Genomic DNA, 13217 nt, shown 5'->3' on the forward strand with positions numbered 1-13217 from the left:
TGTTCCATTGTCCGGCCAGGGCATACCCTCAAATCCGGCCAAACCTCGGCGGCAATCCGAACATCATATGTGAAAAGGTATGTGACAGCCGGGGCGGCTGTCGTCGTGCATTCGAATGGTAGGGATTCAAAACGTTCAAGGTATTAGATGGCCACGAGATCAACAGCCGATAGAAGCGCGATTGGGCACTGATCATGACGGCGATAAAACGAAAGCAGTTGCTTTCAAAAAAGCTGCGATCCGCCCGGGCCGGGCCGGCCTACAGGTCCAGCGACAGCGGGTGGCGACATAACAGAAATGGTCCTGAACAGCTGGCTTTGGACCCACAAATGGGGAACCGGCATCGTTTTGCGGACAGGTACCGCACGCCAGGGTTAAAAATCTATGGATGAGCTTCGCAATTTAGTATTATATTAGACGTTCTGGATGTGCGTGGATGGGACGCTGCGGACATCACTGTGATGCGTTGACCAGTGGATGGCCGCCATTTTAGGACCACCACGGATTGTCGATCATAGGCGAATGGGAGGTTCCAGCGGGTTTTCTCGTCGGGAACCGAGTAACGCGTTGGGGTAGTTGCATGGCTCGGATCGTCATTGCCGACGATCACGGCTTATATCGGCGTGGTCTCCGGCTGGCACTCATGGCTGGAATTCCAAGCGCCGAAATATTCGAAGCTTCGTGTTTCGATGCCGCGGTCAATCTTCTAGAGGAGCAGGCGTCCATCGATCTTGCGATCCTCGATCTGAACATGCCTGGGCTGTTCCATCAGGAAGTGCTCAGCGACTTTATGGCTGCCTATCCTGACACTCGCTTTGCGATCGTTTCCGGGGATGATTCCCGCTCGGAGATACTGACCGCGCTTTCGATCGGACTTCACGGGTATATCGTCAAATCGCAGAGCGACGAAGAAGTCGTGCTGGCTGTAAACGAAATCCTCGCTGGCCGGATCTATGTGCCATCTCTCCTATCTCGAACGTCTGCCGACCAGAGATCGCATGCCCCCCCACCTCCGGTACAAAATGCCAGCCGCCGGCACGAGGGCTCGGGCGACGTCGCTAGGCTGACATCTAGACAGAAGGACGTCCTCAAGCTGATGGCAGAGGGGTACTCGAATAAGGAGATTGCCCGCAATCTGGACATTGCCGAGGCGACAACGAAAATCCATGCCGCAGCCGTGCTGCGTGAGCTTGGGGTTAGAAACCGTACCGAAGCAGCTGTGTTGCTCCAAAGCTGGCTGACGAGACAGGCAAGTTGACGTATGCCCCTCGAACCGGCCCGAGTTTGCTTGCAGGAAATCGCAGCAAAGGGCCCACACCATCCGTTAATTGGCCAATTCGGCTTCGACTTGGAGGGGCTCTATTGCAATCCAAATTCCTCAATTTCTTTGCGCGACACACGCAGCGAATATCGAAGGCCATCTTCGGTTATTTCCATATTCGGGGAATGACCGACAAGCGGCGTGCTGTCCACACCGATTATCAGTGACCCGAACCCGCGGCGTACGACTTTTGAACTCTTCCGTCGGCCCGATTCCACCCAATCGAACACGAGGTCGTCACCTTCGTCCTCGGATGCAAATCGCCACTTAACTTCGACCCTGCCATTCGGGTCACCCAGCGCACCATGTTTCACCGAGTTTGTCGTCAACTCGTGAAGGATCATCGCCAAGCCCTCGGCGGCGCCGCTTGGCACAGTGAGGGAAGGTCCACTGATCGTTATGTCGCGTGTCTCCTTGAAGGGCTGCAATTCCCGGTCCACGAGCTCATGGAGCATCCCTGACAGGTTGGCGTGACGAGAAAGGATGCGATGGGTCGCCTCCAGCGTTCGAATCCAATCGATCAACATCTCCTTGTATTTGGCAACGTCATTGTCGGGAATATCGATCATGTTGACCAGAGCTCTGATCACTGGAAACACATTGCTGAACCGATGGCGCTCTTCGCGCATTATGCGCTCGCGTCTCTTTACGGCGGCGCGAAGCAAAGTTGTTTGTCGACGTTCGGTCAGATCCGCCGCCACCCCGATGCGCATTTTGCGGTCGCCGTGCTCTTCCTGCCGTCCACGCAAAGCAATCCAGCGTGTGTGACCATCCACTTGCCGGACACGGATCTCGACGTCATAGTTCAATGCCGATGAAGGCTTTGCCGAGGCGGACAGCTTCGGCCAGTCGACGGGATGGATTACAGCCGAGAGTTCTTCCAAGCGGCGGACTGGGGCCGGAGGCAGACCAAGAATGTCCCAGAACTTGCTCGAGCCGGCGACTGTCCCATCGTCAATGTCTATTTGCCATGTTCCCAGGCGCCCGGCAGACACGGCGAGATCAAGCCATTCCTTCTGAGCCCGAAGGGCCTCGCGTGCCGCTTGTCGCTCGGAAATATCGTCAACCACCACGAATACGCTCTCATTTGGCGCCTCGTCCGGCCGCGACGAAGACAGGGCCAGGTGAGCCCAGAATGCCGTGCCATCCTGGCGCAAAACGCGGATATCCGTCGCAGACGCGGTCCCATTGCCCAAATCTTCCAAAAGTTTCCGCACAGTACCTCGATCGTCGGGGACAATGAGTTCCTGCAACTCGAGTTGGGCAAGTTCCTTGTGCGCGTAGCCGGTCATCTCCAAAAGCCGTCTGTTCGACTGCAGCAGTTCGCCATGGCGATTGGTATTAGCAAAGCCCAAGGCGGCAGCGTCGATGGCAGCGAGCCTCGCTTCTGCCACCCTGAGCGCACCGTGCAGATCTTGTCGCAGGCGGTGGAACACAGCTGCGATCAGGCTACCCGAACCCAGGAGGAAGACGGCCCCGGTCCAGTCTCCACCAGTGAGGTGACCGTCCAGCAGGTGTCGCATCCACAAGCCGGCGACCGCCATCAGAAGCGTTGCTGCGATGGCAACAAAACGGCCCTCAAGATACACGATGACAACGGTTATGGGGATAAACGCAACAAGCGGCAACGGCTGGCCGCCATATACCGTACTTATCGCCTCGAATGCTACCGATGCTGCAAACACCAACAGCGAAGCTAGATGAGCCAACGTAGTGCTCGACACATTCGATTTGAGCCAGCGCAGGTCCGAACCCATGCGCAAAGACTACAACTTTCGGTCTAGTCCGTCGAGACTAGGCCGAAGGGGTGGCACCTAATCCCAATGCCCGATTGCCATGACTTTGCCGGCGAATAAAATCATGTGTCAGGAGCGCTCTTCAGAAAGGTATATCCAAGAGACGTTGCGGAAAAACCATTCGCAGATTTCTCGCAGTATGTGGAATTCAAGTTGAAGCAGCAACTTCAACCGATTTGATTTGCGTCAGTAGCAATGGGTTGGGTGGAAGCGATGACACTGATTGAAACGCGAAACGATACGCTCGCAGGCAGGCAATACATTGTATTGAACGATACCCGCCACGAACGGCCGATAAGCCTTGTGGACCGACCGGACGCAAGGGTCGGCGGATCTCGACGACGCAGCCTGGAATCCATCACCGGCATGCTTGATCGTATGGGTTGCGGCTATCTCGTCCTGGACCGAGACAAGAAAGTAATAGAATGGAACGCTGCCGCTCGGGACACCCTCGCACGCCAGGGCGAAGCAACTGATACAGCCGTCGAGCTTGCCGCCGGGTTGAGGCGGCTGGTCGCGAATGTTCCGGTCCACCTCCAGCCGGGCTCACTCTCATGGGTAGTGATCCACAGCAGAGGCGACAGGCCGGTGACCATGAACGAGACGGGCGTCGTTACACCGGACGGGACAACCGTCGTCGCATTGCTGGACCGGGATAACAAATCGGCGGCCAACCCTCGCACGTTGCAAAGGATGTTCGGTTTGACCAGCGCGGAAACGCAGTTGGCGCTACGCCTCGCCCATGGCGACGCGCCCCTGGAGATCGCCCGCAGTTGGCATCTCAGTCGCACGACTATCCGCTCTCAGCTTGCCTCACTGTTCGCCAAGACCGACACGAGGCGTCAGGCGGAACTAGTGGCTCTTTTGGGGCGCATTTCGGTTTTGCCATGAGAAATCGACTGCTGTCTGCATCCGCTTTGATTCAGACAGCGGCGGCCCGCATTGAGCGCGCTGTCGCGTAGATCACAAGGCCGGCGGCGCCATTTCCGATCGTTCAAGGCGCTGCCGAGATAGCGCAGAACGCGGAACCTGGAAACGGGAGTGACTTGCCATGGCCGAAGCAGATTCGAAGGTCAACAAGCTGGCGGATATCGTTCACGCGCTGCAGGATGGTGCTGCGTCGAACCTTACGCACACGGGGCCGATCATCGTCACGGGCGCCGCTGGGTTCATCGGATTTCATGTTGCGTCACGCCTTTTGCGGCTCGGCGCCGAAGTCATCGGCGTCGACAACTTCACGCCTTACTACGACCTGAAGCTGAAGGAGGCGCGATTTACACGGCTCTGCGCCGAGCCGAGGTTCACGCCGATGCGCTTCGACCTGGCGGACCGGTCGCTGGTGAAAGCGCTGTTCTGCGAATTCCAGCCATCGCACTTCGTGCATCTGGCCGCCCAGGCCGGGGTGCGTCATTCGCTCGTCGACCCGCATGCCTATGTGGAGTCAAACATTGTCGCATTTCTCAACGTTCTGGAGGGCTGCCGACACGCCGGCGTCAGCCATCTCGTTTATGCCTCGTCGAGCTCCGTATATGGCGCCAATCGACGCATACCCTTCTCCGAACATCATGGTGCCAATCATCCGGTGAGCTTCTACGCCGCCACCAAGGCCGCCAATGAATGCATGGCGCATTCCTACAGCCATCTGTTCGGCTTGCCCGTAACCGGATTGCGCTTCTTCACCGTCTATGGTCCCTGGGGCAGGCCCGACATGGCAGTATACACGTTCACCCATGCCATCGCCGAGGGCCGAACGATCGAAATCGCCAATGCCGGGCGCGTATGGCGGGATTTCACCTATATCGACGACATCGTAGAGGGGGTTGTTCGCGTGCTCGCCAAACCACCGTGTCAGGATCCCGGTTGGGACGGTCGCGCTGCCGATCCTGCCACCAGTTCGGCGCCATATAGGCTCTACAATATCGGCAATGATCGGCCGGAAGAAATCAACCATCTGATCGCGCTCATCGAGACGGCCCTTGGTCGCCGCGCCGTTCGCGTCAACGCACCTTTACCGCCAGGTGACGTCCTGGAAACCCGCGCCGATGTCAGGGACCTGCGCCGCGCCGTTGGCTTCGCACCGGCGACAACACTGGAGGACGGCGTGCAACGTTTCGTGGAATGGTATCGGGAATTCCATGCACGCCCTGTCCGACAGGTGCGACCAGCTGGCCTTCCGGCAACGGCATAGTGAGCACAACGCCGCCGTTTCCCAGGTGTGGCAGGGTCGCGGCTCGCCTTCAATCTGTCTTGGGATACGCCGGCACTGGAAGGGACCCAAGCTGCCGTCCTGTGCCGTGCCCGACCCCCAAAAGGCGCCGCGCATAGCGGGTGAGCGGCTTGTCGAACAGACGGTGGGTGATAAATGCCACGCCCAGGGTTATCGCCAAGGCCGAACCGATGAAAGCCCACGGGCCGAGCACAAAGATCAAGCCTGTACGCCAGAAAATTATGCGCATGGCGCGGATCACGAATGGATGCATGAGGTAAAGAGCGTATGACGCATCGCCAACGCCAGCGGCCCACCTCGCCGCCAGGCTGTCATGCCTCAGTTTACCCGCCGGTGCCAGGGCAGCACTCCAATCTATTAGAGACGCCGGAATGCCATACACGACAGGGCGACCAAGGCCGGCCGAGATATCGGGAAACGCCGCCGCAAGCATCAGGGCACCCAGTCCCGTTGCGGCGACACAGGCCCTGATTGGGCCGGAAGGCCGCAGGCCCGAGGCGCAAATGACCCCGATCATCGCGCCGAAAGCAAATTCGAGGATGATCGGATTGTTCCAGAAACCCCAGGGCTCTGGCAAGGGAGCCGCAAGAGCGCCCGAGAGCACCATCCCAACCAGGATCGTGAGCAGGACCGTAACTGCCCACCGCATGGGCAGCACGATCGTCGCCGTGAACAACACGTAAAACAGCATCTCATAATTGAGCGTCCAACCCAACTCGTAGACCGGCTGAACGACGCCGTCAGGGCGACTGGCCGGAACGAATAAATAGGATTCGACTACAAACCTGAAATCGACGTAGCTCTGGTTGAGAAAATTTGGGGCGGCCACCGCTACCGCAATGTAGAGCGAGGTGAGCGCCCAATATAGCGGGACAATTCGCGCGATCCGGCGGGAAATGAAGAGACGCGCGCCCCCGGGCTTTGCGAACAGCTGTCGCGACGTATGCACCATGATAAGGCCGGAAATCACGAAGAAAATATCGACTCCAGCGCTCCATGGTATCGGATTCCAGCTCTGAAAGGTGCGGCCGGCCTGTAATTCCAGGGTGGCCGCATCATGCTGGGCGTGTCGCAGCGCGACCGAACTAGCCGCGAGGGCGCGCAGGACCTGAACTTGGGTGAGGGTTTCGCGTTGGCTGCGCTCGACAGGCGTCGATCTCTCCGAGGGACGGCGCACTGCAGGCGCCGAGGCGCTCGCCATTCGGGCTTGTTCCATGGATGCTCCGCAGATTGTGAGCACACCCTGGGGCGCCCCCGAAACTGATGCATCCTTCAAATGACGGACACAGCCCGCGAAGTATCGGCTGCCCGCGCGGGTGTCCGGAACAGAGATACGCCGAAGCGTCTGTGCAGCCCTATGGCCTTTGGGCGATCCGGGCTTCGTGACTTCCTGCCCGAACGACGGCAATCACCGTAGCCAAAACAGTGCTCTCATTTGCTCGCCCTCAAGAACCAATGCCATTGACGGGCATCGACCGCGCTCGGCCTGATCGACAGCAAGGCAAAAACCAAGCCTGGCATGATTTTCAGTCGCTTGCGGATATAGACGGCCATGGCAATGCTCCAGATGCTCAGTGCAAGTGCGACACCCACCGCAGCGCCAAGCAGGCCGTACACCGCAACTCCGGCTGCACAGGCAATGATATTGGCCACAGCACCCGCTATCATCGTCGTTGCCGCAGCCCATTCATTTCCAGTCATGGTCAGGAGATTCTGTTGGGGCCCGCACAGCGCGACAAAGACATATCCCAAAATCAGAACCCGTGCGATCGGCGCTCCCGCGCTATAACCCTCACCGAAATAGCTCAAGAACGGCTCGACGATCACCATCATCGGGATGGCCACCAGGATGGCACCGCCAGCAGAAAGCAGGGTTGCGCGCGCGAACAGCTGTTGTAGGCCTCTGCGATCGCCTCTGACGTAGAGATCGGCTGCTGTTGGCGAAAACATGGTTGCCACGGCGATACGGGACAGGCCCACGAGCATCGCGACATTCAAGGCCAGCGCGAAAATACCCGCTTCAGCAATATGGCTTGTCCAGCCCAAAACCAGGACTCCTGCCCGACTGACGAAAACATCGAGCCCGGTGATGAGCATGAGCGGGGGGACGGCAAGCCACCATTCCCTCGAGGCATAACTTGGCTTGGCGTGTCCCAGGTCGGGTGGTTCAAACCTCCTCGCGATGATGAACACCAGGGCCGCTGTGAAAGCGGAACTCACAAGCACCGCCAGCGTCACCGAGGGCGCATCCACTGTTCGAAATCCCGACAATGCCAGGAGGGCTACCAACACGAGCAGGAGCCCGTCTCGCATGATGCGCTCCGGCAACAACGCCGAGACAACGCCGCCGAAAGCACGCACAAGCGTGGCTCCGAGAGCATAGGCGGTAACCAAGGGCACAGCCATCATGCCGAGCACGATGCTTGTCTCAAGCCCTCTTTCCGTTGGATCTGAAAGGAACAGGACTGACGCAGCGCCGATCATCCCGAACAAGGTTGCCGCTATCAGCGATCTCTGAAGCGCAAATCTTATCACCCCGCGGGCCAGATCAAGCCTGCCACTGGCCCTATAGGCTGGGAGGAAACGCAACAATGATACATTAAAGCCAAGCGTTGCCAGATAGGCGAGCACTGACGTCCAAGCCTGAACGTAGGAATAGATGCCGTAGTTGTGAGGTCCGATAAGGCGTGCAATTGCCAACTGGGCAAGACTGGTCAAACCAGCGCCACCAATATAGATCAACAAGGCGAAGATGCTTGCCCAAGCGAGCCGCGATCCCATGTCCTTGTTGCGCGGCGGTGTGGTTGCTGAACCAGTTGTTACGTCTGCGCGATGAGATGACAACTCAATTTGCTTTTCGCCGACCGCCCTATCGAAGCGCGACAATGCAGAAAGTATTTGTCTCTCAATCCGACAAATACTTTTAAAGGTCGATGGACCATCGGTGTATTCGACGGAGATGATTTCCCGGCCAGATGTTGTCAGGAGGTCATGCATCGCTTCAAAAACGGCGAACGAGCGCATGTTCACGTTCAAGTCGGCCTCGAAAATCCGTTCCGCCGGCGGCTCAAGCTCCATCCGCCTACGAAGGCGACTTTCCACGACCGCAGCTGGCACCAAGAGCCTGACGGTGAGATCGGCCGCCGGTGCGAGGCTGAGCGCCTTTTCCAGCGTTCTGGGGTTGGTGCTCCCATTGAACATCGCAAGCGAACCAATCGCTTGAACATATCCTTGATCGAAAATCGTAATTTCGGGCGATTGCTCCGCAGACTTCCAGCAACGCGAAAGGTGCAGGATGTATCGCCAGATTCGCGCGCGCCATATTCGGTTTTTTGGCGGTATCATCCTCACCATTGCAAAGGAATTGGAAATATCATCGGCTCGCCCTGCCGAAAAAAGCAATATTCTGGCTGTTGAAAATATCGCCGATACGATCCGTGATATGAACAGAAAGATTCCGAGATCATATTTGGCGGCCCTGGTGCTTGGCTTGTAGCTGAGAGCGACCTTGGCGTGATAGCCTTTCCCGCGCAGCTGCTGCGCAAGCGCATGTGCGAAGGTTGTTTTGCCGGATCCTGGAGGTCCGAAAAATTCAATGATCATCGTGTAGCTGGCTCGATTTAGGGGCGCGATCGCTCCCTGGAGCTTCTGTTGAAGATCGCACACGCATCTTCAAACCCTCTCCAACAGAAGATCGGCGTTGTCTCCGAGCCTGGAGCCGGCTAGCCTCTTCAGGTTCACCCGGGTGAGCACACTCCCTACTGGAACGGTGGCGGATCCGCCGGCCCCTATTGCATCCAGAGCACCACGGGCAATGCTGCGCCTCGTCCTTGCCCAGCGAACGGCAAAAAGCACCGAATCGGCCCAGCGCTTAAGCAGCCTGGTTTCAGGCCCCCCGAGGCCCAGGGGACCGTTCATGATGACCACGTCGTAGGCCGAACGCAGCTCCTCGGTGAACTGGCATTTGTCGACGGTGGACAGAAGCGTCAGGAGATCATCGGAAGGTGCTGGAGCGGCCATGAGGTCGATACCGATTTCCGGCATCCTCGTAATTGCATCCTTCAGCACGCAACGTTCATTCACATAGTCGCCGAAGGAGTTCCGGGCCTTGTCGGTGCTGAATTCACCACGAAACCCGTTCGTGAGCCGTACATCCTTGCGATCGAGATCGAGGAAAAGCACTCTTCCTCCCAGCCGCGTTGCCGCCAGCGCCAGGCTCCATGCCAACTCGGTCTTGGCATCGTCCTGGATGCTGGACGTCACGAGAATGATATGCGGCGGCTGCCCCTTCCCCTGAGTTGGCGCCGCAGTGACGAGCAGCGAAGTCACGGCGCGGCTGAACGGCAAGTTCTGCTGGCTCAGAACCAGATGCCGCAGCTTTCTGGCATTAAGTCCCGCAACCCTGGGAAGCAGTCCTACGCACGGGACCCCAAGCTCGGCCTCGGCTTCGGCTTCACTGCGCAAGGTTTGGTTGAAACCGTTGCGGACCAGGACAATGACCGCCCCCATGAGACCAAAGACGACCATGCCGGGGGGAATCAGGAAAATCGGCGACAATGTCACGGGGGTCGACGGCGGCCAGGCGGTCGAAAGGACCGCTACGCCTGGCGAAGGAGCGGCGATGCGACGTATCAGATCCTGCTGCCGGCTCAGGAGTTCGTTGTAATGCTGCGTCACGATGGCTACCCTAGGCTCAAGGGAACGCAGCCCCGAAAGTTGGCTCGCCGTGTCGGCCACGGCCGCGTCGAGCATCGCCTTGCGACTTTCAAGAGCCGTAGCCTGAGACCGGTAGACATTTGCCTCGGCAGCGATTCGGGCAACGCTTTGCTCCATTTCGCGGGCGATCGCGTTGCGCAGATCGCCGTCGGCGGCGGCACCCGACTGGCGTGTCACCAGGTCCGTCAACACGGGCGACCCGATTTCTTCAGCGATGGCCGTGACCGGGGCGCCCGCCTTGCGCAGGTCCTCAATACGGCGAAGGCGCGCTTCCGACGCGGAAAGACTGGCTTTCGATAGGAATATCTGCCGGCCGAGTTCCGCTGTCTCACTGGCTGCGTTGTTGGCCGCAGTCTGATCGACGGCGCCATGCGTGAGCCGGTATGTCTCCAGCCGATCTGTCGCTTCGACAAGATCCCTTTGTACTTGCGGAAGGCTGGCGACTATCGAATCCAGATGAACCTGATCCGATGCCCGGCTTTTTTGTACCAGATCTTGAATGTAGACCTGGGCAAACGTGTTCGCGACAAGTGCCGCACGCGCCGGATTTGGATCGGTGAAGCCGATGGTGATGACGCGCGATCGCAGCTCTTGTCCGACCCTCATTCCGTTGCGTAGCGCCTTCAGCTCGGGCGCGTCCGCTGCGTCCGGATTTTCCGCCACCGTGTTATCCTGTCTCCAGGCCCTGTTCAGGAGATCGATGAGGAACGAGCCAGCCGCGGGCGGGACGGCATTGACGACGGTCTTTCCGTTACCGTCGACTGGTTGGGCTTTGCGCAGTGCTGCCAAGACCCGACGCAGGTGGCCTTGCGAGGAGAGCATCGTCAGATGATCATCGATGTTCGATTCCAGCGAGTCCTGGGCGGATGCCACGCCGCCCGAAGCACTGCTGCTCGGGGCATCGATAATGACCTGGGTCGTTGCCTCGAACAGCACCGGGCGGGTGAAGCCTGCCAGTCCGGCCAGGATGCCGCCCAGAAGGGCCATGGCAAGCAAGAACCATTTTCGCGTCGTCAGGATGATGACGAGCTGGTGGAAGGGTGACGATTGCGTTGGCTCGCGTGGCGGCCGCATCAAGCGCAGATTGGTTTCAAGCGTCCCAACTTCCATCTGCTTGGCGCGCGGACGCCGGGCGCGGTTGGCTATGGAACCTTCCATCTCAATCCCCTGTCAGTTCGATATGGTAAGAAGGGTGCGTGGCGACCGTCGATGGCCGCATGGCTTCGTTGCGCCACGCCTGAAACATGAGCACCGGCCACAGGTCGCGGAAATTATCTTGGCTTCCATGCAGATGATTGCGCCAGCATGCGTCGACCTTCTCACGGTCGATGACCCCGTCCCCGGAGCGGCCGATCGTGGCAATGATATCGGTTGCCCAGCCGCGCAAGGGCCCTTTCAACCAAGTCCCGACCGGAACGTCGAAACCTTGCTTGGGCCGGTCGACCAGTCGGCGTGGTACATAACGATCAAGCAGTCGGCGAAGCAACCATTTGCCCTTCCCGTTTCGGACTTTGGCACGGGCTGGCAAGCGCCAGGCGAATTCAACGACGCGATGGTCCAGGATCGGGCATCGCCCCTCGAGGCTGTTGGCCATGGTGGCTCGATCGAGCTTCACCAAAATGTCGCCCGGTAGATAGCCTGTCATGTCGGCGAATAGGAGACGCGAGAGCAGGCCGTCGAGCTTTGTGGTGTCGGTAGGTGCTGTCGACGGCTTGCGATGAACAAGGTCGTTGGCTGAAGATTTTGTCAGTTGCAGAAAGAGTTCGTCCTCATCTCGCGCCGCGAGCAGGCGGGCAAGGCGAGCCAGGCGGTCACCGCGCAAGCCATGCCGCATATTCGCCGAAAGCGGCAGATTGCCGAAGATATCTTTCTGAGAGGCTTGGGCCAGCAACCCAGCCCCCGATGCCAACAGCCGGCGAAATGACAATGGCAGCTCATGCTGCTTTGTGAGGCGGGTTGCCAGGAAGTGTCGAGAATAGCCTGCGAAGCACTCGTCGCCGCCATCGCCTGAAAGCGCCACGGTTACGTGTTGCCGCGCGAGGCGCGACACCAGCAGCGTCGGTATCTGCGATTCATCGGCAAACGGCTCGTCCCAAATCCGGGGCAGCTCCGGAATGACCTCAAGCGCGGCAGCCGGCGAGAGATGAAGTTCCGTATGATCGGTGCCCAGATGCCGAGCAACCGCGGCCGCATGGGGAGCTTCATCAAACCCACTTTCCCCGAACGCTATGGTGAACGTCCGAACGGGGTTTCGGGACTGTGCCTGCATCAGGGCGACGACAGTCGAGCTGTCGATCCCGCCCGACAGAAAGGCGCCCAGCGGCACATCTGCAATCATTCGTTGCTTGACGGCCAGGCGGAGCAGGCTGTCGAGCTCGGTCGCGAGGTCCTCGTCGCTGGCGGCTATCGGATCGCGCTGTCCCTTGCTGGCGACATCGGCCAGCGACCACCAAGGGTGAATGCGATGCTCAAGCGAACCGGTGCCGCGGGCGTCGGCGAATTGCGCCGCAGTGACCGACAGGATTGAACCAGGCGGCAGCTTGAACACGCCCTGCCAAATGCAACGGTCATCCGGCACCCAGCCGTTGGAAACCATCGTCGTCGCCGCATCGACATCGAGTTCCGGGGTGAACCCTGGGAAGCAAGTGATCGCCTTCAACTCCGAGGCGAAGACAAGCGCGTCACGTGTTAAGGCGACATAGAGTGGCTTCTTGCCCATTCGGTCGCGGGCAAGCTGAAGCGTTCGGTTCTTCAGGTCCCACAGCCCGAAAGCAAACATGCCAGCGAAGCGCGCGAGGGCTGCATCAAGGCCCCAGCTTTCGATCGCGCACAGCATGACCTCCGTGTCGCTGGCGCCGCGGAAATGATGGCCCGCCCCTTCCAGTTCACGGCGCAGATCGCGAAAATTGTATATCTCGCCATTGAAGGTGATGACATACCGACCGCTCGCGGAGAGCATTGGCTGGCGACCCGCTTCGGACAGGTCGACGATGGCCAGTCGCCGGTGGCCGAAGGCTACCCCCCCTTCACGGCTCACCCAGAAGGCCTCACCGTCAGGTCCGCGATGACGAAGCGCCGTCGCCATCGGTCCGATGGCCCTGAGCGCACTTGCGTTGGCTGCATCGGGCGCCAACAAAATTCCGGCGATCCCACACAT

Annotated in this window: 8 protein-coding genes; 3 read left to right on the forward strand and 5 right to left on the reverse strand. The window is 59.2% G+C overall.

Translation table 11 applies throughout. From position 1 onward, the window contains the following. Positions 1 to 580: 580 nt before the first annotated feature. Positions 581 to 1258, forward strand: a complete 678-nt coding sequence (locus tag NKI32_RS29140) for a LuxR C-terminal-related transcriptional regulator (RefSeq protein ID WP_023681040.1) — start codon at positions 581 to 583, stop codon at positions 1256 to 1258. Positions 1259 to 1359: 101 nt separating this feature from the next. On the opposite strand, the gene NKI32_RS29145 is transcribed toward NKI32_RS29140, so the two are convergent. Beyond that, a complete protein-coding gene (locus NKI32_RS29145; protein WP_353004799.1) occupies positions 1360 to 3078 on the reverse strand; it encodes a sensor histidine kinase in 1719 nt (572 codons plus the stop codon). 252 nt (positions 3079 to 3330) lie between these two features. Here NKI32_RS29145 and NKI32_RS29150 point away from each other — a divergent pair, with 252 nt between their 5' ends. Together NKI32_RS29150 and NKI32_RS29155 are read left to right on the forward strand one after the other, a co-directional pair. After that, positions 3331 to 4008 carry a helix-turn-helix transcriptional regulator gene (locus NKI32_RS29150; RefSeq protein ID WP_023706589.1) on the forward strand — a complete coding sequence of 226 codons (678 nt, stop codon included), beginning with the start codon at positions 3331 to 3333 and terminating at the stop codon, positions 4006 to 4008. Positions 4009 to 4168: 160 nt separating this feature from the next. After that, positions 4169 to 5305 (forward strand): NAD-dependent epimerase/dehydratase family protein, encoded by a 1137-nt coding sequence (locus NKI32_RS29155; RefSeq protein ID WP_353004801.1) that lies wholly within the window; start codon positions 4169 to 4171, stop codon positions 5303 to 5305. A gap of 49 nt (positions 5306 to 5354) precedes the next feature. Here NKI32_RS29155 and NKI32_RS29160 read toward each other — a convergent pair whose 3' ends face one another. The 4 genes from NKI32_RS29160 to asnB all read right to left on the reverse strand — a co-directional run bounded on the left by NKI32_RS29160 (position 5355) and on the right by asnB (position 13217). Further along, positions 5355 to 6560: an acyltransferase family protein gene (locus NKI32_RS29160; RefSeq protein ID WP_353004803.1), complete on the reverse strand. Its 1206-nt coding sequence runs from the start codon at positions 6558 to 6560 to the stop codon at positions 5355 to 5357. A 215-nt stretch (positions 6561 to 6775) separates the two neighbouring features. Beyond that, positions 6776 to 8947, reverse strand: coding sequence for a polysaccharide biosynthesis C-terminal domain-containing protein (locus NKI32_RS29165; RefSeq protein WP_353004805.1), 2172 nt, complete (start codon positions 8945 to 8947; stop codon positions 6776 to 6778). Between the two features lie 69 nt (positions 8948 to 9016). Further along, positions 9017 to 11218 (reverse strand): GumC family protein, encoded by a 2202-nt coding sequence (locus NKI32_RS29170; protein WP_023681033.1) that lies wholly within the window; start codon positions 11216 to 11218, stop codon positions 9017 to 9019. 1 nt (position 11219) lies between these two features. Continuing rightward, positions 11220 to 13217, reverse strand: coding sequence for an asparagine synthase (glutamine-hydrolyzing) (gene asnB, locus NKI32_RS29175; RefSeq protein WP_352986697.1), 1998 nt, complete (start codon positions 13215 to 13217; stop codon positions 11220 to 11222).

It is taken from the genome of Mesorhizobium sp. M0761 (assembly GCF_040320205.1).
In the GTDB taxonomy this organism is placed as follows: Bacteria; Pseudomonadota; Alphaproteobacteria; order Rhizobiales; family Rhizobiaceae; genus Mesorhizobium.

Excerpts from the sequence above, each read along its gene's own strand:
- asnB (WP_352986697.1), bottom strand. The coding sequence starts at position 13,217 with ATGTGTGGGATCGCCGGAATTTTGTTGGCGCCCGATGCAGCCAACGCA.
- NKI32_RS29170 (WP_023681033.1), bottom strand. The coding sequence starts at position 11,218 with ATGGAAGGTTCCATAGCCAACCGCGCCCGGCGTCCGCGCGCCAAGCAG.
- NKI32_RS29165 (WP_353004805.1), bottom strand. The coding sequence starts at position 8,947 with ATGATCATTGAATTTTTCGGACCTCCAGGATCCGGCAAAACAACCTTC.
- NKI32_RS29140 (WP_023681040.1), top strand. The coding sequence starts at position 581 with ATGGCTCGGATCGTCATTGCCGACGATCACGGCTTATATCGGCGTGGT.
- NKI32_RS29160 (WP_353004803.1), bottom strand. The coding sequence starts at position 6,560 with ATGGAACAAGCCCGAATGGCGAGCGCCTCGGCGCCTGCAGTGCGCCGT.
- NKI32_RS29150 (WP_023706589.1), top strand. The coding sequence starts at position 3,331 with ATGACACTGATTGAAACGCGAAACGATACGCTCGCAGGCAGGCAATAC.
- NKI32_RS29155 (WP_353004801.1), top strand. The coding sequence starts at position 4,169 with ATGGCCGAAGCAGATTCGAAGGTCAACAAGCTGGCGGATATCGTTCAC.
- NKI32_RS29145 (WP_353004799.1), bottom strand. The coding sequence starts at position 3,078 with ATGGGTTCGGACCTGCGCTGGCTCAAATCGAATGTGTCGAGCACTACG.